Origin of the sequence: Pseudarthrobacter sp. J1763, assembly GCF_050490295.1 — a bacterium.
Classification (GTDB): domain Bacteria; phylum Actinomycetota; class Actinomycetes; order Actinomycetales; family Micrococcaceae; genus JBNPEO01.
Genome location: NZ_JBNPEN010000021.1, coordinates 1 through 21,539, shown reverse-complemented (window position 1 = coordinate 21,539; position 21,539 = coordinate 1). Strand labels below are relative to the sequence as shown.

Below are 21,539 nucleotides of genomic sequence, written 5' to 3'. Positions count from 1 at the left end.
TGGGACAATTCCGTGGCCGAGTCTGTCTTTTCGTCACTGAAGAACGAGTTCTACCACCACTACAGCTTCCCCACCCGGCAAGACGCACGGCGGGCAACGATGCGTTACATCGAGGTCTTCTACAATCGGCACAGACCCCACACCCACAATGACGGCTTGCCACCAGCTGCGGCCATGGCCAAATTCATGACCCAAAACCAGCAGCTACCCGCTGCTGCCTAACCAAAAAGAAACTAACGAACTGTCCCGGATCCTTGACACACCTCAGATTCAGCCATTGAAAGAAGCTGATCAGCGAAGACCTGAGCGTTTGACGCGCTATAGGTCACGGGTGACTTAGCAACGATTCCGGCGAGGACTTCAAGGAACACGACGGCCTGCGTCGCATCGTGGAACGGCTTCGGGTTATTCATGGTTTGTTGCTCCTTTTGCCGAGGCTTGGGTGAGTGGGGCGACCAATGGTGACCGGCCAGCTTCCCCTTCTCCCCCGACGCTTCTATGTCTGTCAAGCGGCTGGAATCGGGTGCTGGCGCGGACCAAAGCGGGGCGGCTTTGGTGACCGGCCAGCTTCCCCTCTCCCCCCGTTGTTTTGGCTGCTGGCGAAGCTTGCGGAGCTGTGGCCGACGGAGGCCTGTCTACCCGCAGGGCAAGGGCGGGAAATTCCCGGAGGAAATCAGCGACGAAGGAGCACCGCAGGGACATTTCCTGTACCGCAGGCCCCGACGAAGGAGGGGCTAGATGGGCCGGAGCGGACACGTACAATCCGTCAGGACAGCAGCCAAAACAGAAAAGCGCTTCTAGAGCCCGAGCGAAGCGAGGCCCGTGCAGTAGGGCTGGGCGCTTGCTGGGCGAGGCCGGAACCCAGAGTCTTCAGGCAGCACGTCGTTCCGGGCTACGTTGTGGTGCTCTCGCGTGCAGCACGGGCTTGCTGGTGGCGTAAAGCGCTGCGCGGCTCCCACCAGTGAATCGCGGCGCTAAATGGTGTTCTTTTCGCAGCGCTTGGTGCACTCACGGCCGGCGGCACCGCATCGGCCTTCAGATGGTTCGCCTTTGGAGCTCGCGGTACACCGTTGTTCGGGACACACGGAACAGCTCCGCCAACTCAGCCTGCGTGTGCTCCCCGGCGTCGTGCAGTGTCAGAAGATGCTTCCGCTGTGTCTTGGACAGTTTCGGCTGCTTGCCTTTCAGCCGCCCCTTCGCCTTGGCGACCGCCATTCCCTCGCGAGTGCGCATCCGGATCAGGTCCGCCTCAAACTCGGCCACCATTCCCAGGACATTGAACAGCAGCCGGCCTACCGGATCAGTTGGATCATTAGTGCTGCCGCCGAGACTGAGCACTACCCCCTTGGCCGTCAGCTCGTGGGCTATATCCCTGGCATCGGAAAGAGAGCGTGCCAAACGGTCGAGCTTGGTCACCACGAGCGTATCGCCGCCCCGGCACGCCGCCATCGCTTCACGGAGCCCAGGGCGCACCCGGTTCGCTCCCGTCAGTCCGTGATCGACGAAGATCTGGGCCTCATCTACACCCAGGGCAAAGAGGGCATTGCGTTGGGCGGTCAGGTCCTGGTCGTTCGTCGAGACCCGGGCATAGCCGATCTTCATTCCAGTCATAAGGAACATGGTTGCAGTAATCCCCCCGTCACCGTGCATATTATCGTGCGGGTCTTACGACCAACGAGAGTGCGAGGTCGATGCCGCTGTCCGGTGAGGTCTGCCGGTCGGTGAGTTGGATGAAGTTACTGGAGGGGCTACGGCTCAGGAGGCGCAACAGGAGAGTTTGGAGACATCAGTGGTGAAGGACTGGGCGGCGATCTTGATCCCCTCGGCCATGGTCAGGTACGGGCTCCACAGGTTCGCCACCTGCTCCACGGTCATCCCGGCTTCCAGGATGTAGACCCCGGCGGCGGCGAGGTCACCGGCGTCCTTCGCGACGGCGGTGATTCCCACAATCCGCCCGGTGTCCGCGTCCGCGACGATCTTGATGAAGCCGCGGGTGTCCCTGTTCACCAGGGCCCGGGGCACGTACTCCAGGGGCAGGACCCGGCATTCGCACCGGATGCCGGCCTCGTTGGCTTCCTTGTCGGTCATCCCGACCGCGGCCAGGGCCGGGCTGGTGAAGGTGACCCGGGGCAGGTGCCGGTAGTCGACCTCGCGGCCGGCGTTGTTGAAGGCGTTCTCCACCACCAGGGAGCCGTGGGATGCTGCGACGTAGACGAATTCGCGGTGTCCGGTCACGTCTCCGGCGGCCAATATCCTGGGATTGGTGCTGGCCAGCCGGCTGTTGACCAAGATCTCGCCGCCGTCCCCGGTTTTCACGCCGACCGCGGACAGGTTCAGGCCGTCCGTGACCGGGCGCCTTCCCGTGGCGACGAGCAGCCTGGCGGCCCGGAATTCCTCCTGGCCGCCGGAGGCGGCCGCGGTCGCAACGATCCCGCGGGTGGCCGGATCCGTACGTACGGAGGACACGGCCGCCCGGCGGACGACGCGGATGCCCTCGTCGGCGAAGACGCCCATCAGGGCGCGGGAGGCTTCGGGTTCCTCGGCCGAGGCCAGGCGGGAGCGGACCAGCATGGTGACCTTGGACCCGAGCCGGGCGAAGAGCTGGGCCTGTTCCAGGGCCACGTACCCGCCGCCGAGCACGAGCAGGGAGTCGGGGACCTCCTCGAGTTCCATCGCGGTGGTGGCGGTCAGGTAGTCCGTGTCTGCCAAACCCTCGATCGGGGGCGCCCACGGAGCCGACCCAGTGGCCACCAGATAGTGCGCGGCCCTTACGGACTCCCGCATCCCGTCCTGTCCGGTGATTTCCAGGACGGGATCGTCCTGGGTGCCGGTGAACACGGCATTGCCCTGGCGCAGCTCCCAGCCATAGTCCGCGATCAGGTCCACGTACTTATCCGAACGCATCGTCTCCACCAGGGAACGCTTCCCACCGATCAGCCCGGCCATGTCCACCGGCCCGGCTGAGGTGCTGATGCCGGGGAACCGGCCTGCTCCGTCCAGGGCAACTTGCCTGGCCTCTGCCGCGGCCAGGAGTGCCTTGGACGGCACGCAGCCGGTGTTCACGCACGTGCCGCCGACGGTGGAGCGCTCGATCATCAGGACGCGTTTGCCCAGGTTGGTCGCCCGGATCGCGGCCGCGAATGCTCCGCCGCCCGATCCGATGACGGCCAGATCAAAATCAGGTGTTGGTTCAGACATGGAATCCTCCAAAGTCGTACAGCAGCGACGTCCCGAAATACCCGTAACAGTGCCTCGTATATGGTTCTGCCCCAGTCTGCACCTTCCACCGAGGGGGAAGGTCAAGAGGCTGACTCCGCTCTCCCGGCCCGGGGCGCCACCCGCGGGTTCCTACCCCCTGTTGACCTTCCACTAAACTGGAAGGTCAAGGAGGAACCCCCCGGGGACGAGAGGTGCATGATGCTTATCGGCGAAACTGCCGCAGCCGCGGGCATGACGGCCAAGACCCTGCGGTTCTACGAGGACCGCGGCCTATTGCCGGCCGCCGACAGGGCACCGAACGGATACCGCGACTACGCCCAGGAAACAGTCAGCCGGCTGGAATTCATCCGCCGCGGCCGCACGGCCGGACTGACCCTTGCCCAGATCGGTGACATCCTCTCCGTCCGGGACATCGGCCAGGCCCCCTGCGTACACGTCCGGGATCTGCTGGCCAAACAGCTCCGCGACCTCGACGCCCGGATCGCAGAACTCACGGCACTGCGTGCAACCGTTGCCGAATTTCATGACGCCGCGGCCGCCGGGGACCCTGCAGCCTGCGACCCCGAACGCATCTGCAGCTACCTCTAAACCCGACCAGATCCCGACGCTCCTCCTGTGTGACTGCTAGTTCGGATTGGCGGTTTTTTCGCAGCTCGGTTTGGCGGTTTTAGCTAATTCCTATGACGAGGGTTGATGTCAGTTTCAGAAGTCGACTGCACGGAATAGCAGAAGGCGTCTGCACCATTCCCGGGTGCTGTGCGTTGGCCGGGCTGGCGGTTGACCGAGGAGCGCGTCAGCCCCGGCAGCTGCGAACAGGAGGCCTCAGCTGCCGGAGATATGTCATATCCCCATCGCTGGGAGGGCCTGCTTCCGAGGATGGAGGCCCTCCGGGGAACACCAGTCATCATCCAACCGGAACGGGCACGCCGGGGTGCTAGGGTTTTTTCATCCACACGGGTGCCCTAATGCAGGGGCTGAGATCGGGCTGATGCAGCCTGCGACCGTTGAACCTGTCCGGGTCATGCCGGCGAAGGAAGTAGGAAACCACTGATGAACGCCATGAATTCACATTCGCTCGCGTACGCCCGCGACCCGGAACACGGCATTAGCGTCCCTGTCACGGAGATCGCCTTGGAGGACTCTCCGAACGGGGTGAAGAATCCACCGTTCACGGTGTACCGGACGGCCGGGCCCGGCAGCGATCCGGTAATCGGCCTGGAGCCGTTCCGGTCCGAATGGATAGAATCCCGGGGCGACACCGAGCCCTACGGCGGACGGGAACGGAACCTGCTCGATGACGGCAAGTCCGCCGTGCGCCGGGGTGCCGCGTCCGCGGAATGGAAGGGCGCGCAGCCGGTGCCCCGCCGCGCCCTCAACGGCAAGACGGTCACCCAGATGCACTACGCCCGCCAGGGCGTGATCACGCAGGAGATGCGGTTCGTGGCAGTGCGGGAGAACTGCGACGTTGAACTGGTCCGCAGTGAGGTGGCGGCGGGCCGGGCCATCATTCCGAACAACATTAACCACCCTGAATCCGAGCCGATGATCATCGGCAAGGCGTTCCTGGTGAAGATCAACGCCAACATCGGCAACTCGGCCGTGACCAGCTCCATTGCCGAGGAAGTGGACAAACTGCAGTGGGCCGCCCAGTGGGGCGCAGACACGGTGATGGACCTCTCCACCGGCGATGACATCCACACCACCCGTGAATGGATCATCCGCAACTCCCCCGTCCCGATCGGCACGGTCCCGATCTATCAGGCGCTGGAGAAGGTCAACGGCGAGGCCAATGACCTGACCTGGGAGATCTACCGGGACACCGTGATCGAGCAGTGCGAGCAGGGCGTGGACTACATGACCGTCCACGCCGGCGTGCTGCTGCGCTACGTGCCGCTGACCGCAAACCGGGTGACCGGGATCGTCTCCCGCGGAGGGTCCATCATGGCCGGTTGGTGCCTGGCCCATCACCAGGAGAACTTCCTCTACACCCACTTCGATGAACTGTGCGAAATCTTCGCCAAGTACGACGTCGCCTTTTCCCTGGGCGACGGCCTGCGGCCGGGGGCGACCGCGGATGCCAACGACGCCGCACAGTTTGCCGAACTAGACACCCTGGCGGAGCTGACCAAGCGCGCCTGGAAGTACGACGTGCAGGTCATGGTCGAAGGCCCGGGCCACATCCCCTTCCACCTGGTCCGGGAAAACGTCGAACGCCAGCAGGAACTCTGCGACGGCGCCCCGTTCTATACCCTCGGCCCACTGGTGACCGACATTGCCCCCGGCTACGACCACATCACCTCGGCCATCGGCGCCACGGAGATCGCCCGCTACGGCACCGCGATGCTCTGCTACGTCACGCCCAAAGAACACCTCGGGTTGCCGAACAAAGATGACGTCAAAACCGGCGTGATCACCTACAAGATCGCCGCCCACGCCGCGGACCTCGCCAAAGGCCACCCGGGCGCCCACGAACGCGACGACGCCCTGTCCAAGGCACGGTTCGAGTTCCGCTGGCGCGATCAGTTCGCCCTTTCCCTGGACCCGGAAACGGCCGAATCCTTCCACGACGAGACCCTGCCCGCCGAACCGGCCAAGACCGCGCACTTCTGCTCCATGTGCGGTCCCAAGTTCTGTTCCATGCGGCTCTCCCAGGACATCCGCGACCAGTTCGGAGGCATGTCCGAACAGGAAGCCATCGCAGGAATGGAGGCCAAGTCCACCGAATTCCTCGAATCCGGCGGGAAGGTCTACCTGCCCGAACCGGTTCTGCCCAGGAGCTAGGAGCGGGTCCGGCCAGGGCCGGTCCTTCGTGGCCGGTCCTGGCCGGACCTGAACACCGCCGACTAAGAGGCCTGTTCGAAAGGGCCGTTGAAGCCCTCACCGCCGGGACCGGCCCCATCCAGCAACGACTGGCCGACGCGTACGTCTGGCTGACCGCCGACCGGACCCGGCCGCGCTCAATCCGCGTCCGCTTAATCGTGATGCTCCTCTACCTCACCTCACCCCCCAATCTCAAGCCTGCCTCGATCGTTCGACGTTCTCAGAAACGAATGATTTCAAGAACGCCTTGAATCGAGAAAGGCGGCGCTTGCCGTGAGGCGCCGGAACTGTGACTGTCGGTTCGGAATGGCGGCTTTTTCACAGCTCGGTTTGGCGGTTTTAACGTTCCGTTCGAGGATCGGCTTACGGACATTTATGCCCAAACAGCGATCACAGAACTCCGCTACTTAGCGATCAAATCCTTAGGCGCGGAGCTCCGGATGCGGAATCGTCTCAAAGTGGCTGTTATTGCCGCGGTCTGTTTCAGACAGCGAATGGACCGGACAGCGGGGACAGTTGCCTCATCGGCTCCGTCCGGCGGGTTTTGGGTGCACGTAACTACGGGTTCAGGTTTTCGGGATTGAGTACTGCAGCCTGGCCGTCGGTGAAGAATCCGTCGCCGGTTGCGTTGTGTCCCTGCTGGGCGTCCACGACGTGCACCAGGTGGGGCTGTGCCACTTTCAGTGATTGCAGGATGTATGCCCTCTCCACGTCGATATTCGGGTCGATGTGGTGGGTTGGCAATCCGGATTTCGTTCCTATCCCGATGCCGCGGTCGAAGCTGGCTGTGGCGACCCACACGGGTTGGCCGCCGATGGTGAAATTGGTTCTCCAGATCCTTGTGTGGTGCCGCTGTACCAGGGTGTTGGCGTCGGTGGGTTTTTCGAATGCCACTGTCTCCGGCCTGGCATCCAGATAGGACGGCGTGACCGGAGCGGTGAGGTACTGCTCGTTGCGTACTGCGACGAGGATGGAACGCAGGGTGTTGCCCAGGGTCGAGGGGTCGGCTTTGTACCATCCGGCCCTCTTGAACAGTTCCTCGATCTGCTGCTGGCTGCCGAGGTAGATGAAGTTGATCGGTTCCATTCTGGCCCCGGTCAACGTTTCGCTGTAGATGGGCAACTGCCGGATGGCGGCCGCGTCCAACGCAGGCAACGCCTGGGCTGTCTCCTGACGTTCAAGGACGGTCAGGGGCGTGAGCTCGGCGCCGAATATCCCGGCGAACAGCAAGGGAGCGGCAACGGCGATTAGCAGCGGCTGTTTGACCGCGGCGCTGAGTTTCACCGGTTGGACCAGGTGGAACCGGTCGTTGATCTCCAACGGTGTGATGATGCCGGCGAGAAGAAACAAACCCAGGCCGAGACTGCCCAGGATGTCGCTGGGGTAGTGGACGCCCAAATATATTCGGCTGATTCCGACCAGCAAGACGGCGGTTAGCGCTGCCAGGACGATCAGTAGCCTGGCTATGGAGGACTTGATGGCGCGGCACAGCAGGTAGGCGGTGAGTCCGCCCATGACGGTCGCCGTCAGGGTGTGTCCGCTGGGAAAACTGAAGCTGTTTTCGCTCAGCAAGCCCAGGGAGCGGTCCGGCCGGGGCCGTGCGACGATCTGCTTGATCACCGCGGAGGCGGCGCGTTCCAGGCCAAAGGCGGCCGCCAGCAGGACCGGTACCCACCATTGCCGCCGCCGCCAGGACGCCAGGCTCAGGATGATGAGGAAAACGATAACCGACGTCGAACTCGCGGCAAAGGTAACGAAAATGAAGAACGTGTTCTGCCCGTCGGTGCGGATGTCCGGCACGAGATTGAGGATCCGCTGGTCGATGCCGGCGAACGAGGTCTTCAGGACGACCGCTCGTGTGACGCTGATGAAAAGCCAGAGGGCCGCGGCCGCGGCCGCGGCGCCGATGGTCAGGACGAGTCCGGTTGGCCGTTTCATCGAGAGCCGGCGGCCGGCCCAGCCGACGAGGCGCGGGTGGCGTCGGCGGAGCCGTACGACGTAGGTGTTGGCCCGGACGCCTTCCCAGGCGGAGACCAGTATCGACCACGCGATTTTCAGCGGCGTGCGCAGGACCATGATCAGGCTGAAGACGAACAGGATGATCAACAGCAGCTGCACGAGCAAGGCGGCCGCAAAGATCAACGGGATCCCGACAACATCCAGGGTATTGAGCAGATAGGCGTTCAGGGCAGTAAAAACAACAACTGCCAGCAACGCTGCCCCGTACCTCAGCGTCTGTACGCTGATCATTCCCAGTCGCCTTTTCGTCCGCCGTGCGGCGGAATTGCGGTTTGATTCATCCCGGCTCCGTCCGGTCCCGGCCCGTGTCCGCGACTGCCGGGGACATGCCTGCGGTGCGGGGATGACGGATGAATACTCCGACGCCGGCGGTCAGGAGGGCCAGTGCGCCGTAGCCGGCCGCGAGTCCCGTGGCGGCCGCGACTGCCCCTACCATCAGCGGGCCGCCCGCGTCGCCGAGTTCGCGGCCGACTTCGGCGGCGCCCATGGTCTGGCCCAGCCGCTCCGGCGGTGTGGCGGCGGCCAGGGCCGCAAAGGCAACCGGGGTGATGATGCCCGTTCCGGCGCCGATGGCCGCGGCGGCCGCCAGCAGCCCGGCGGTCCCGGGTAGCATGGCGGCGGCCAGGCCTACGGCCGTGAGCGCCAGGCCCAGGCCCGCGAGGCGCCCCGGATGACGGGCTGGTGTATCGGATGCCCGGCCGGCGAGGGGCTGGGCGACGGCGGCGCAGACGGCCAGGACCGAGACGGCAGCTCCAGTGGCGACGGGCCCGAGACCTGCTGCTGCCCCCGAGAGGGGAAGGAAGCCGACGCCGACGGACAGGGCCGCCGTCGCGGCTGCCAGGGCGGCGGTCGGGGCCAGGAAGGCCCGATCGGCCAGCCGCCGGGCCAGGTCAGCGACGGTCTGCCGGGCACGGGGCAGCGGCGCCGCCACGGGCACGGCCAGAAAGGCCCACACGGCTACCGCCAGTGCCAGGAGTGCGGTGAGGGTGAACAGCAGTTCCAGCCCGCCGGAGGCCACCAGTGTTCCTCCGATCAATGGACCGGCGGTGTATCCGATGCTCTTGTAGAACCCGTAGGAGCCGAACGCTCTGCCCTGGCGGCCCGCGGGGTTCAGCCGGGCAACCAGGGCAGAGGCTGCCGGGGAGAACGCTGAGGCGGCTGCGCCCTGGCCCGGTCGGGCCAGCCACAGCCATGCCGGATCCCGGGCCAGGACGAAGGCTGCGGAAAAGAGGGCGAAGGCGGCCAGGCCGCCGAGCAGGACCGGTTTGGGGCCGATCCGGTCCGAGAGTGTCCCGAAAACGGGTTTGAGCAGCACCTCGGCTCCGTCGTACAGGGCCAGCATCGCCCCGAGCAGCAGCAGGGACTGGCCGTGGCCGATGCTGTAGGCGCCGAGGTTCGCCGCCACGGCATGGGCACCGAACGCCGTGGTGAAGCCGGCCGCATACAGGGGGAACAGATGCCGCCGGGGGCTTGGAACCCCGGCGCCCCGTGCGTCGGCTGTCATTGCTCGGGCTCCGGCGCGGATCCGGGAACGGGCGCGCTGGCGCGGCGTTCCCGGCGTGCTTTGCGCACGCGCCAGACGATGAACGCGATCACGGCCACCGCCAGCACCACGGCCGTGATATCGCGTCCGGCTGCCTTGGCGGCGGCTTCGTAGGAGTTGCCGGCCAGGAAACCCAGCAGCACAAACCCCGCGCCCCAGACCAGGCCGCCGGCGGCGTTGAAGACCAGAAACCGGGGATAGGGCATCCGGGACGTCCCGGCCAGGGCAGGCATGACCGCCCTGAAGAACGCCACAAACCGGCCGAGGAAGACCGCTGATCCTCCCCGGCGGTGCAGGAAGTCCTGCGCTTTGTCCAGTTTGGCGCGGCGTTTGTTCATGACCTTCAGGTTCAGGACCCGGGGGCCGAAGTGTTTGCCGATCTCGTAGCCGACCGTGTCCCCGACAATGGCGGCCAGCACCACCAGGACCATCATCATCCACAGCTCCACGTGGCCCCGGCTGGCGACGACGCCTCCGAGGACCGCCGCTGTCTCTCCCGGGATCACGAACCCGATGAACAACGCGTCCTCAGCGAACACCAGCAGCCCCACCAGGGTCAACGCCAGGACCGGATTGACGTTCAGGATGCTGTCCACGAACGCGCTCACCCGGCACCGCTTCCCTGGGTACGAAGACCGCGGGCCCCGCTCAGGAAGTGCTCGACTACCGGATCCTGGTTCACGATCTGCTCCCCGCGTGTTGCGCCAACCGGCAGAAATCCGGCCTTCAAGTAACAAATGATACATTTATGCGTGTGACGATGGAAGATCTCGGGTGGTTGCTGGTTCTCGTGCAGGTGCCCGCGCAGCCGTCCCGGCACCGCGTGGCGGTATGGCGGGAGTTGCGCCGGGCCGGGGCCGTTCCCGTCTCCCACGGCACCTGGGTGCTGCCCGCGTTACCGGCTTTCGAATCCGCCCTGGGACGGGCCGGGGAACTCGCCGAGCGTGGATCAGGCACACTCACCGTCGTTGATGCAGCACCCCGCAACGATGCCGGTAAGGCACTTCTCCGCGAAGCGTTTGCGGCCGCGAGGGCCGAGGAATGGGCCGAGTTCATCGCCGACTGCGGTAAGGTCGAGGATGAGATAGCCCGTGAGATCGCCAAGTCAAAATTCACCTTCGGGGAACTCGAAGAAGAAGAACAAAGCCTGGAACGGCTGCGCCGCTGGTACCGGGACCTCAAATCCCGCGACGTCCTCCGTCTCTCCCAGGCCGCAACGGCGCAGGAACACCTGACCCGCTGCACCACCGCCCTGGAAGGCTACGCCCAACAGGTCTACGAGACCGTCCTCCCGTAAAGGAACACCGCTTGAAGCACTCCTCCTCCCGCATCGCTGCCCGGCACCTGCCGTGGCGGTCATGGTGGCTGCTGCCACTGTCGATCCTCCTGCTTGCACTCACCGTGTCGATGGGGGTTCTGGCGAAAACCTTCGGCTCCCCTGGCCCGGACCTCGATGTCGATGTCAGCCTCAGCCATGACCGCAGCCCGGCCTTGACGACTCTGGCCACGATCATCAACGCCGTGCTTTCCCCGGCAGGGAATGTGATCATCCTCGCCCTTGTGTGCCTGATCCTGATGTTCGTCCTGCGCCGGCCACTGACCGCCCTGGCGTTTGGTTCGACGGTTGCTGCCGGGTGGTTGTCATCGGAAATCGGAAAGGTCACGGTCGCCCGGCTGCGGCCCCCGGGAGCAGTGACCCACGCACTTATCACGGAAAACGGCTATGACAGCTTCCCCAGCGGCCACACCGCCTTCGCGGTAGCCCTGGTCTGGGGAGCGGTGCTGGTCCTTGCCCGCACCCCGGCCCAGCGCGTCGTTACCGCGGTCGTTGGTGGCATATTCGCGGCCGTGGTGGCGTTGTCACGGCTATATCTGGGCGTCCATTACCCGACCGATGTTGCAGGTTCCCTGCTCATCAGCACCGCAGGAATCCTGTTCTGGCTGCCTCTATGGAACAACCTCATCGAACCCCGGCTTAGCAAGATCCCCCTGATCAGCAAAAGGTCAGCGCATACCTCCGCCCACCCGTCCCGGTAACCGGGCGCCCATCGTCCACGCATTTCCCTCAACCGGCAGCTGAGGCACCCGGTAATCTGGCGCAATGGCTCTTGAACTTGTCTCGCTGACACCGACGCAGGCTCTGGGTATTCCAGTGGCCCTTGTTGGTTCTGTCTTCCTGGCCCTGGGAGCACAGTTTCAGCACCGGGGCGTGTCGAAGAACGAACAGGAAGAGCCGCCCGGGACTAAAACGGGGCTGAACCCCAAGGCTCTTCTTGCGCTGATCCGCCGCCCGGAATGGGTAGCCGGCACGTTGATGCTCGGCCTGGCTATCGTTCTGCAGCTATTCAGCCTCTACCTGGCCCCGCTGACAGTGGTTCAGCCTCTTGGCGCCGTCGCCCTCGTTATCACCGCTGTCCTGAACGCGCGGGCAACGGGGACAAAGCTTGGGGCGCCGACGATCCGGGCCGTGGCTCTTTGCGTAGGGGGCATCGGATTGTTTGTCAGCGTCGCGGCCCTGACCACAACGACGGTTCCCATCCATGACCTCCAGCTCATCATCGTGCTCATCATCCTCGGGGCCGTCCTGACCATCCTCGCTTTATCCTTCGGTTTCTTCCGCAGGAAATTCACCACGCTGTCATACATCTCCGCCGCCGGAGTGCTGTTCGGATTCGTTGCGACCCTGGCAAAAGTCGTCATCGACCGGGTACACACGCTCATCCAGTTCGGATTCCACTACGAGCCAGGAGATGGACTCACGTTCGTCTGCGTCGCTGGCTTGGTCGCCGCAGCCCTGTCAGGGTCCTACTTCGTTCAAAGCGCATATTCATCCGGACCGCCGGACCTTGTAGTGGCCGGTCTGACTGTTATCGATCCCCTCATCGGAGTCAGTATCGGAATTTCCGTCCTGGGCGAAGCCTCATCCGCCCCCATCTGGGCCACTCCCGTTTTCCTCCTCGCCGGCGCCCTGGCCGTCTACGGCGTCTTCCAGCTCTCCACCCGTCACACGTCACCGGTCTGACCCAGGATCCCGTTCCAAACCAGGAGGGTCGGACCCGTGGGACATGCCCTGGCCCCTCGAACCCGGCCCACCACCCAAGTCGATCACCCTCGATAGGACACGTCCGCGCCGCCCAGCTCACGCCAGACAAGAGTCTCTTAGAAACGAAGGATTTCAAGAACGCCTTGAATCGAGAAAGGCGGCGCTTGCCGTGAGGCGCCGGAACAGCGCGCCGTTCTGCGGGAAACCGCCGTTGTGATGAGAAGCCCCGCCCCGGCGGGGCGGTTCTCACAAATAATTCTCGAAACTGTACAGTCGAGCCAGGAGCCCGAATCGAGTTTTGAGAAGAGAAACCCATATGGCGGCACACCGTATCGGCTATGCCAGAGTGTCTACGCGCGACCAGAACCTTGATCTGCAGTTGGCTGCCTTAAATAGTGCAGGATGCGATCGCATCTTTGAAGACACAATGAGCGGCACCAAGGCCGGCCGCCCCGGTCTAGCCAAGGCCCTGGAAACACTCCGTGAGGGAGACACTCTCATTGTGTGGAAGCTGGACCGTCTCGGCCGTAGCGTGAAGGACCTCCTGGATTTCGCCGGAGGCCTGAACGAGCGCGGAATTGGTTTTGTCAGCCTTACCGACTCGATCGACACCACCACCGCCTCCGGACGCTTCTTCTTCAACGTGATGGCATCCCTGGCCCAGATGGAACGCGAGCTCATGGTCGAACGCACACAGGCGGGCCTCCAGGCAGCGCGCGAACAGGGCCGGGTCGGCGGACGAAAGCGTGTAATGACTGAGGCCAAGATCCGCTCAGCTCGGAAGCTCCTCAGCCAGGGAACGCCGCCCAAGGAAGTTGCCGCCAGCCTCGGGGTCTCGGTGCCCACGCTTTACCGCTGGGTCCCGGCCACGAGCCCTGAAGCAGTTGCAGTCCCGTAGCTCGGCCTTTGGTGCAGACGACTGTTGAAAAAATGCGTGACTGTGCAGACCACTTCTGAAACTGACAAACGTAGCGGCGCGTTTCCTGGGCACGGTGATCGATCGGCTTACGGGTGAGTCTGCTGACACGATCCGGCATGCGAGACCTTGGTGCTGCCCTGTCCGTGACTTGCAAGCTCAGGTCCTCGATCCAGTACCAATCGGTCTCAACTGTGGCAACACCTTGGAGGGCCTATCGGGCGCCATCCAAGGCGGCAGCGGCGTGGCTTCAAAGAGTGCAGACACCATCGGGACCAGAATCGGACGAATGGACGACGAACAGCCGGTAACACTTGTGGCGAGCAGATTCGAGGAATGGGCGGACCACTATGCCCGGTTCGCCGCGGCGATCCTCGAATTGCTCCCCGAAGCCCACTGCGAACACATTGGTTCGACTTCCGTGCCCGACCTGCCGGCGAAAGATGTCATAGACGTGATCGTTGGGGTCAAGGTTTCGAGCGTTCAAAATGCAGCCCGGGCGCTGAAAATGGCGGGGTTCGACCTCGAGGGGATGAAGCCCGGCCATTGCTGGCTCGCGTGGCCAAACCGCCGCCATCGGGAATCCGTGGTGCACGTCCTCGCATTCGAAGGCACCGAATGGTCTGCACGCATCGCATTCCGCGACCTACTCAGAGAAGATCCGGCGGCCCGAGCCGAATACTTTGAGGCCAAGAAAACCGCAGCCGACACAGCCTCGGGCTGGAGTGACTACACGGCTGCCAAATACCCCACCGTCGCGCGCCTTCTAACTCGGACCAATCCGGACACCGCCTGAACTGCCTGCCCCGGCAACGAGGGGTGGGGCTGGTTTCGCGGTGGCGTAAAGGGTGTTTAGCTGGCGGTAGAGCGTTCGGGCGACGTAGCGCTTGAGGGATCTGCGGATTTCGCGGTAGCTGCGACCTTCTTGGGTGCGTTTGGCGACGTAGTCCCGTGTTCCGGGGTCATGGACCATCCGGGTCATGGTGATGGTGTGCAAAGCACGATTGAGGCGCCTATCACCGCCCCGGTTCAGCCTGTGCCGGACAGTGTTACCGCTTGAGGCCGGCAAGGGACTCACCCCTGCCAGCGAGGCAAAGGCAGCTTCACTGCGAACCCTTCCAGGATGCGACCAAGCTGTCAGGACAGCAGCGACCGTGACAGCCCCGGCACCCACCATCTCCAACAGCGGCGCCGCCGGGCTTTCCTGGATCAGCTCAGTCATGCGCTTCTGATTAGCCGCCAGCTGAGTGGTCACCTCGAGAACGCGGCGCGCCAACCGAACCGCTTCCTGCCGAGCGATCGCTAGTTCCATCTGCTCCTGCCGGTCCCGCCATCTGGTAATCGTGGCGATCTGGGCGGGAACCAGAGGCTTGCGGGCGTCGACTCCAAGGTCGTGTGCCCGGAGTAAGGCGATAAGCGCATTGACATTCATTGTTCGGTCCCGGGTCAACTGATCCCGTGCCGCACTCAGGATCCTGAGCCCGGCACGGGCTCCTTCATCCCTGCGCGGAGCACGGAGCTGGGACTCCTCGATGGTCAGGACTGCGGTTCCGATGGCGGCCGCGTCCAACGGGTCCGATTTGCCCAGCCCCCGACGGCCTCGGGCGTTCATCCGTGGAGCTTCGGCGACGTCATAGCCGGCGTCGGTTACCGCCCTGGCCAGACGTGCCCCATAAGAGCCGATACCCTCAACGGCCCATAGACAGGCCATATCCCCGTCTGTCCTTCGGCCTACCCAGGCAAGTGCGCGGGAAATCCCTGCCGAGGTGGTCGGGAACTGCTCGCACGCAACCTGTCGCTTAGTGCTGGCCTCGATGATGGCGTAAGTGTGGGTCCGGGCGTGACAGTCCACGCCGATGACGAACGGGCGGGTCTGCGAAACGATAGTCAACGCACCACCCTCCTTCCTTTCGAACGGGCAAGAACGGCCGCAGCACGGCCGGCGCCGGACCTGGGAAGAGTCACCTCGAGGCAAAACTGTGATGAGCCACAACCTCCAAAGGCTGGGCAAGCTTCTAATCAAGCCACCGACGTGGGACAGGTCAGCGCCGGCCGCTCCACCCAGCGCGGACAAATCGGGGGAAACGCACCCTCGAGGGGCAATTGTTTTTTCGAGTCACGCACCAGGCAGAACGACCGGCATCAACACTGCCAGCTAGTCCCAGACCAGCCATGTAAAGACTCACAGTTGTTTTTTGGCTGCTGGCGAAGCTTGCGTAGCTGTGGCCGACGGAAGCCTGTCTACCCCTGGGCAAGGTGAGAGAAATTCCTGGAGGAAATAAGCGACGCAGGAGCGCCGGAACATTTTTTCCCCGGTGAAGGCCCCGAGGAACGAGGGGCTAGACGGGCTGGAGCGGACACGTAAAATCCGAAGGAATCTCAATGATGTTGTCAACGGACTCCTGCGGATAGGGCGGTCCCCTCTCGGTCGGCGTTCCCGACTAGGGATCGCTGGACATCCTGTCGCTCATGGTTGTGCTCCTTCCAAGCCCGATGAGGCGGCTTAGAGGCCCTGGTAGGAGCGATGCGGAGACCAGGACATCCTTTCGTCGGCGACTGATCCGGCCCTGCTGCACTTGCCCTCCGGGCAATGCTTTTCCAGGGCCCCTAGTAACCGATTTGGGCTTGACTGGCGTTTTTTCCAAACCCCGTTTATGGTTAGCCCAGTCATTGGGGGAAATCACTTGTACCTGGCTTATCCGGGCATTGGGGGAATCTTTTGGTGATCTAAAAAATGGACGCCAACACACACATTGGCCCTGCCTCTTTGGAGTTCAGGGGCGATTTTGTGTTGGGACATTTCTGAATCCGAACCAAGGGGGAAGTACTGTGAATATTCGTCGTACCGTTGTTGGAGGGCTCCTTGCGCTTGGGATATCGGCGGCAGGGGGCGGGGTTGCGATAGCCGCGACCACGTATCCCAGCGAGGGCGGGGTCTGGAACTACGGCGTTGCGGGCGGAGTGAACCTTTACTCCGACTATTTCAATCAGAATAGGTGTCACGGAACGTCGACCCAGAATGACTGGGGCTACTCATCCTCGCCGAATGTCGCTGCAAACACTTGGGCAAACAACTCCCAGGCAACGTCCAGCTTTCAGAACAACCGCGCGTACTACCGCGTTTGCTAACGGCACTAACCTCGCGCTGCACCGCATGCAAATGCGGTGCAGCGCGGGACCGTAGGGTGGAAATATGTTGAAGCTACTTGTCCGTTTTGCTGCTGTCGCAATCGCAGCATTGATTGCTCTCGTCGCGGGTGTGTATGCGGCCGCGGCGGACCTAGACGGGCTGCCGGACGCTGAATACGTCTCATCAATCCGCTTTGATAACAGCCCATTATCTCGCGACGAAATCATTTCCCGAATGGATCACTATGCCGATTCTGCAGGAATCGGCATAACACGTGTTGCGAGTGCACCAGATGATTTTCTCAATAAGCGGGTCGCGTTCCAATTCGGTTCCGGGGAGATTCTGAACAAGGATATTGATTGGTTCGCTCCAACGATGAGCGGATCAATCGCGAAGTCCAGCGATCTTGGCTTTACATCCTTGAACGGCGTTTACGCCCTGTATGCCAGTGACTCTCAAGCAGCATCCTTCCAGGCCTGGGCGAGGAGCGATCTCGGGGCCGACGCGGCGCTGAAGGAGAAAACGTCCAGCGGATTGCTTACATATGCACTGCTAACAGTCGGGGCATGGGTTCCGATGTCGGCAGCTATTCTGCTGCTAGGAGCGACAATCCTGTCCTGGTATGTGCTGCGCGCCCACGGCAGGGAGCTACGGATTATGCCAGGTATGCGCCTGACAACGATCGTGCTCACCGACCTTCGATCGTTGTTTGGAGCGTTGGCGATACCCGCCGCAGCGACCTTCACGCTGTCTGTCATCGCAGTAGTCGCCACAGGATTTGGTAGACCCTGGTTCTTCATTTCTACTCTCGCGCAGTTTACGGGCGTGGTGACAGCGTTCGCCGTAGTTGTGGCGCTGCTCATGGGGATGCTGAGCCTTCCAGCCGTCCGGGACATTGCAGCCCGACGACCGTCCGAGCGAGGTTCGTGGGTGATCAGCGAACTACTGAAGCTAGCAGCAGTGGTCATCGTGGCGGCGATTTTACCCACGGTTTCTGGCGTGGTTGCAAACGCTTCGGCCGCCACAGCTCGGGGAGCAATCTGGGAATCCATGGGGGACAGCGTCACAGTACGTGTCGGAAACCGCCTAGGAGACGCCGAAAATGCGGCATTTGCCGGCCTTACCAGAGAGATGGTGAAGCGGGATGCAGCAATGTTCTCAATGTCGTTGAGCTCCGACTCTCTTAACGTTGTAGATGAGGCGGCGGGTCAAGACCTGAAGAAACTAGGCTTTGACAGCATCGTACTTATCGAGGAGCAGTTCCTTAATACTGTCAACGGTGCCAGTGGGGCCACGTGGAAACCGACCACTGGTGTGCAGTCCCTGCAAGAACTACCCGATTCGATCAAGGCTCAGCTTCTTCCCAACCTCGAGCTGTGGACGACGTCACGAAAAGCTCCTGACGTTCAGTTATATAGCAACACCGGTGAAGCTCCGTTTGTCGTATCGGGGGGGATGTCAGGAACCTTGGACAGCAATCAGCGTCCTCTGATCATCTCCATGAAGGACCTTAGCGAGTTCGACGATTCCTTCCTGGCCTCGGCTATTAGCCGGGGCAACATCGTATTTACTGACCCTGAAGAAGTTAAAACGCTTGTAAAGCAACGGGATATGGGAACGGACATCCTGTCAATCGATCGGATAGCCGATTTAGGTCTTTATGATGCCCAGACGAAGCAGCGCAACGCGCAACTCGGCGCGGCAGCCATAGCCCTCGCCGTACTCGCGCTCGTGATGTGCGTCAGCGTGACAGCCTGGATCTTCGCGCTGCTGCGGCGTCGTCGCTGGTTCGTCCAACGCACAGCAGGGAAAACGTGGAGATCAATCCTCCTGCCAAGAATGGTGTGGGAAGCAAGTGCCGCAGTACTGTTCGGAACCGTGATGGCCCTGTCCTTCTCGGCCGTAGCTCCCTCCAACATCTGGATCTCCGGGTTCGCCCCATTGGCGTATCTGCCCGTTGCCTGGCTCATTCATCAATGGGCTGCCACAACGACGTTCCGCACGACACTCGCACGAAGAGGATAGAACTGATGCAATTGCGCGCCGACAGTGTTTCGGTTGTCATTGACGGCAAGCCCGTCCTGAGCTCTGTTTCCGTAGAAGCGAAACCGGGCCGAATGCTCGTGCTGGCAGGCAAGAGCGGGAGCGGTAAGACAACGCTCTTGAACGTTCTTGGCCTGCTGGGTCGAGTCGACACCGGCAGTGTAGTAGTAGCCGGACAAGACGCCACCAAGTGGAAGGATTCCCAACGCCGCCGTTTTTGGCGGGACCATGTCGCTTTCGTCTTCCAGGACTACGGGCTCATTGAAGAAGCTAGCGTTGAATACAATGTCACCGTTGGACGGCGCGGACTTTTCGGCCTCCGTCAGTCTGACCGTGAACGCGTTGAACAGGTTCTTAACCACGTTCTGCTTTCGGGCCGCGGGAAGGAACAGACTGCCCGATTGAGTGGCGGCGAGAAGCAACGCGTGGGACTAGCCCGAGCGATGTTCCGCGGGGCCGATATCGTGCTGGCTGACGAACCGACTGCTTCGCTAGATCGAAAGAACCGCGAACTAGTCATCAATTTCCTCATCGAAGAGGCACGGCGCGGTGCAACCGTCGTCGTGGCAACACACGATGAAGGCCTCATGGCTGCTGGCGATGACCTCATCCGACTGGGCGAACAACGACCGTCCGAGAGTTCACTACACTCAGAAACGGTTTCATAAGAAGCAAAAGGCAGTGCCTTCTTTCCCCTAACGAACGTGGCGGAGCTCTGCGACGCCCGGGCACGGGCCCAACAGCCGGTCGCGGAGCGGCCGCCCCGGTTTCAGCCTGGTGCAGCAACAAGGCTCATGGGACTCGATGACTTCCTGACTAAATTAGGGTCTGCGAACATCGTTCACCGCGGGTGCCCGGTCAGGCTTCCGCATACAACGATCAGGCGGCCAGAGACACGTTGGTACAGATGCTGGGTGTAGGTGGCGCCGCCTCCGAGCACGAATCCGAGGTCTTTGCTGCTTCTAAGCGGCCATGGGGGCGGGCATACTCGAGGACGGGCTGTAAGTGGTACCGTCTCGGAGCATGGCCCAGAGGACGTTGAGTCTTCGTCGGGCGAGCGAGAGCATTGCCTGGATATGGGACTTCCCTTCCAAACGTTTTCTGTCGTAATAGTTCCGGGAGGCAGGACAGGACTTTAGCGCCGACAGTCCTGAGAGGTAGAAGACCCTCAGTAAACGCCGGTCGTAGCGTCTGGGCCTGTGGTGGTTTCCGCTGATCCTTCCGGAGTCCCTGGGGGCCGGAGCCAGTCCGACAACGCCGGCGAACCGGTCAGCGGACTGGAAGACGGTGATGTCCCCGCCCGTGGCTCCGAGGAATTCAGCGGCGAGGACGGGCCCAAAGCCGGGCATGCTCAGCAGCACCTCGGTGTGCTGGTGTTCGGTGACTTTCTCGCTGATAAGTGCATCGAGTTCGGCCAGCTCGTCGTTAAGGGTTAGGATTTCGCGGGCGAGTGCCGCGACGATTCGTTCGCCGATTTGTTGGGCCGGGACGATAGTGTGCTGCGATTTGGCGGCCTCGACTGAGGCTGCGGCTATTGCTGCCGATGAACGGGCACCCTGCTTCTTGAGCCAGGCGTGGATCCTGGTTTGCCCTGTACGGCGGATCCCGTCCGGCGTCCGGTGTTTGGTGAGTAACGTCAGGGCGGCTTTGGAGCGGCTGTAGTCGAAGGCCCGCTCCAGCGCGGGGAAGTATTCCAGCAGCTGGGCCTGCAGCCGATTGATCGCCCGAACCCGGTCCGCGGATTTGTCGGCGCGCCGAGCGGTGAGGATCCTGAGGCCAGTGCTCGTTTCGTCCCCGGCTCGTAGAGGCTGCAGGTCTCGGTTAATCCGGGCTTGGTCAGCGATGACGGCTGCGTCCTTGGCATCGGTCTTGCCATCGCCCCGGTACAACTTGGATGCATGGTGCACGGTTCGGCCCGGGATGTACAGGATGTCCTGGCCGTGACCGACGAGCAATGCGATCAGAAGCGCGGATCCTCCGTGGTTCAAGTCAGTTGCCCAGACCACCGGGTCCCCAGCTGAGAGCTCCAGGACCGTGGCCAGCAGCTGCAGCAGGGCTGGTTCGTCGTTGGGGATTCTTCGTGAGAGCAGCCGGCTTCCTTCAGCGTCGATGACAACGCAGTGGTGGTGGGCTTTGCCGGCGTCAACGCCGGCCCATAGGTGCACCAAGTACAGCCTCCAGTCTGTTGGATGGATAGAGCCCAGCAGATAACCGCGCCGTCGTGTCCTTATCCGGCGATCATGTCGCGTCTCTCAATCAGCGGTCGGGTTATCGCGGGGTGGCGGGCGGCCAATCCTACGAAGCCGTCATGCACGAGTCGTCCGGGCCACAGCAACAAAGCCATACCCGCCTCCCCTGGGTAGCCACGACCCGACAACGGCCGAGGAACTGATCCCGGTAACAACATAAGGACAGCAGCCAAAAAACGGTAATACTAGAACAGTCCTTGAGTCGGCGTGACCCAGCCAAAAATTGACGTGCCGGGCGGCACTGTCTTCCCGACGATCTGTCCGCCGGCTCAAGGTCCGTTAGAAGGGGTTGAGGTGTGTCAAGGATCCGGGACAGTTCGTTAGTTTCTTTTTGGTTAGGCAGCAGCGGGTAGCTGCTGGTTTTGGGTCATGAATTTGGCCATGGCCGCAGCTGGTGGCAAGCCGTCATTGTGGGTGTGGGGTCTGTGCCGATTGTAGAAGACCTCGATGTAACGCATCGTTGCCCGCCGTGCGTCTTGCCGGGTGGGGAAGCTGTAGTGGTGGTAGAACTCGTTCTTCAGTGACGAAAAGACAGACTCGGCCACGGAATTGTCCCA

General features: G+C 62.6%; 20 protein-coding genes and 1 riboswitch. Of the genes, 11 read left to right on the top strand and 9 right to left on the bottom strand.

The window, feature by feature from the left end:
• On the top strand, nucleotides 1-222 hold a 222-nt coding region (locus ACQQCD_RS13655; protein WP_430267299.1), incomplete at its 5' end, for an integrase core domain-containing protein.
• A gap of 11 nt (nucleotides 223-233) precedes the next feature.
• Here ACQQCD_RS13655 and ACQQCD_RS13650 read toward each other — a convergent pair.
• The 3 genes from ACQQCD_RS13650 to merA form a co-directional block, all read right to left on the bottom strand.
• Nucleotides 234-413: a hypothetical protein gene (locus ACQQCD_RS13650; RefSeq protein ID WP_430268848.1), complete on the bottom strand. Its 180-nt coding sequence runs from the start codon at nucleotides 411-413 to the stop codon at nucleotides 234-236.
• Nucleotides 414-1,035: 622 nt separating this feature from the next.
• On the bottom strand, nucleotides 1,036-1,611 hold the full coding sequence (locus ACQQCD_RS13645) for a recombinase family protein (protein WP_430268847.1): 576 nt from the start codon (nucleotides 1,609-1,611) through the stop codon (nucleotides 1,036-1,038).
• 144 nt (nucleotides 1,612-1,755) lie between these two features.
• A complete protein-coding gene (gene merA, locus ACQQCD_RS13640) occupies nucleotides 1,756-3,198 on the bottom strand; it encodes a mercury(II) reductase (RefSeq protein WP_412885096.1) in 1,443 nt (480 codons plus the stop codon).
• 219 nt (nucleotides 3,199-3,417) lie between these two features.
• Between merA and ACQQCD_RS13635 the strand changes: the two genes are divergently transcribed.
• Nucleotides 3,418-3,807 (top strand): heavy metal-responsive transcriptional regulator, encoded by a 390-nt coding sequence (locus tag ACQQCD_RS13635; protein WP_412885121.1) that lies wholly within the window; start codon nucleotides 3,418-3,420, stop codon nucleotides 3,805-3,807.
• A 355-nt stretch (nucleotides 3,808-4,162) separates the two neighbouring features.
• Nucleotides 4,163-4,272, top strand: a riboswitch (TPP riboswitch).
• Complete coding sequence (gene thiC, locus ACQQCD_RS13630) at nucleotides 4,270-6,000, top strand: phosphomethylpyrimidine synthase ThiC (RefSeq protein ID WP_412885097.1); 1,731 nt, start codon at nucleotides 4,270-4,272, stop codon at nucleotides 5,998-6,000. Its footprint overlaps the riboswitch before it by 3 nt.
• Nucleotides 6,001-6,597: 597 nt before the next feature.
• Here thiC and ACQQCD_RS13625 read toward each other — a convergent pair.
• The 3 genes from ACQQCD_RS13625 to ACQQCD_RS13615 are packed head-to-tail and all read right to left on the bottom strand — an operon-like array spanning nucleotide 6,598 to nucleotide 10,209.
• A complete protein-coding gene (locus ACQQCD_RS13625) occupies nucleotides 6,598-8,289 on the bottom strand; it encodes an LssY C-terminal domain-containing protein (RefSeq protein ID WP_430268846.1) in 1,692 nt (563 codons plus the stop codon).
• Nucleotides 8,290-8,335: 46 nt separating this feature from the next.
• Nucleotides 8,336-9,562, bottom strand: a complete 1,227-nt coding sequence (locus ACQQCD_RS13620) for an MFS transporter (protein ID WP_430268845.1) — start codon at nucleotides 9,560-9,562, stop codon at nucleotides 8,336-8,338.
• Nucleotides 9,559-10,209, bottom strand: coding sequence for a DedA family protein (locus tag ACQQCD_RS13615; protein ID WP_430268844.1), 651 nt, complete (start codon nucleotides 10,207-10,209; stop codon nucleotides 9,559-9,561). The genes ACQQCD_RS13620 and ACQQCD_RS13615 overlap by 4 nt, the downstream gene beginning before the upstream one ends.
• 140 nt (nucleotides 10,210-10,349) lie before the next feature.
• Between ACQQCD_RS13615 and ACQQCD_RS13610 the strand changes: the two genes are divergently transcribed.
• The 5 genes from ACQQCD_RS13610 to ACQQCD_RS13590 all read left to right on the top strand — a co-directional run bounded on the left by ACQQCD_RS13610 (nucleotide 10,350) and on the right by ACQQCD_RS13590 (nucleotide 14,356).
• A complete protein-coding gene (locus tag ACQQCD_RS13610; RefSeq protein ID WP_430268843.1) occupies nucleotides 10,350-10,898 on the top strand; it encodes a Chromate resistance protein ChrB in 549 nt (182 codons plus the stop codon).
• 11 nt (nucleotides 10,899-10,909) lie between these two features.
• Nucleotides 10,910-11,638: a phosphatase PAP2 family protein gene (locus ACQQCD_RS13605; RefSeq protein ID WP_430268842.1), complete on the top strand. Its 729-nt coding sequence runs from the start codon at nucleotides 10,910-10,912 to the stop codon at nucleotides 11,636-11,638.
• A 64-nt stretch (nucleotides 11,639-11,702) separates the two neighbouring features.
• Nucleotides 11,703-12,623: a DMT family transporter gene (locus ACQQCD_RS13600; protein ID WP_430268841.1), complete on the top strand. Its 921-nt coding sequence runs from the start codon at nucleotides 11,703-11,705 to the stop codon at nucleotides 12,621-12,623.
• 337 nt (nucleotides 12,624-12,960) lie between these two features.
• On the top strand, nucleotides 12,961-13,542 hold the full coding sequence (locus ACQQCD_RS13595; protein ID WP_412885098.1) for a recombinase family protein: 582 nt from the start codon (nucleotides 12,961-12,963) through the stop codon (nucleotides 13,540-13,542).
• Nucleotides 13,543-13,804: 262 nt separating this feature from the next.
• On the top strand, nucleotides 13,805-14,356 hold the full coding sequence (locus tag ACQQCD_RS13590) for a GrpB family protein (RefSeq protein ID WP_430268840.1): 552 nt from the start codon (nucleotides 13,805-13,807) through the stop codon (nucleotides 14,354-14,356).
• On the opposite strand, the gene ACQQCD_RS13585 is transcribed toward ACQQCD_RS13590, so the two are convergent.
• Nucleotides 14,327-15,451, bottom strand: a complete 1,125-nt coding sequence (locus tag ACQQCD_RS13585) for an IS110 family transposase (protein WP_430268839.1) — start codon at nucleotides 15,449-15,451, stop codon at nucleotides 14,327-14,329. The two genes, ACQQCD_RS13590 and ACQQCD_RS13585, sit on opposite strands and share 30 nt — an antisense overlap.
• 578 nt (nucleotides 15,452-16,029) lie before the next feature.
• On the opposite strand from ACQQCD_RS13585, the gene ACQQCD_RS13580 reads away from it, so the two are divergent.
• From ACQQCD_RS13580 to ACQQCD_RS13570, 3 genes are all read left to right on the top strand, one after another.
• The gene (locus ACQQCD_RS13580) at nucleotides 16,030-16,689 is read left to right on the top strand and encodes a lactococcin 972 family bacteriocin (RefSeq protein ID WP_430268838.1); all 660 of its coding nucleotides are present in this window, start codon (nucleotides 16,030-16,032) and stop codon (nucleotides 16,687-16,689) included.
• Nucleotides 16,690-16,753: 64 nt separating this feature from the next.
• Complete coding sequence (locus ACQQCD_RS13575) at nucleotides 16,754-18,715, top strand: hypothetical protein (RefSeq protein ID WP_430268837.1); 1,962 nt, start codon at nucleotides 16,754-16,756, stop codon at nucleotides 18,713-18,715.
• Between the two features lie 5 nt (nucleotides 18,716-18,720).
• Nucleotides 18,721-19,401, top strand: a complete 681-nt coding sequence (locus ACQQCD_RS13570; RefSeq protein ID WP_430268836.1) for an ABC transporter ATP-binding protein — start codon at nucleotides 18,721-18,723, stop codon at nucleotides 19,399-19,401.
• Between the two features lie 294 nt (nucleotides 19,402-19,695).
• Here the strand turns inward: ACQQCD_RS13570 and ACQQCD_RS13565 are convergent, their stop codons facing one another.
• Nucleotides 19,696-20,901 (bottom strand): IS110 family transposase, encoded by a 1,206-nt coding sequence (locus ACQQCD_RS13565; RefSeq protein WP_430268835.1) that lies wholly within the window; start codon nucleotides 20,899-20,901, stop codon nucleotides 19,696-19,698.
• 416 nt (nucleotides 20,902-21,317) lie between these two features.
• A partial coding sequence (locus tag ACQQCD_RS13560) for an integrase core domain-containing protein (RefSeq protein ID WP_430267299.1) occupies nucleotides 21,318-21,539 on the bottom strand: 222 nt, incomplete at its 5' end.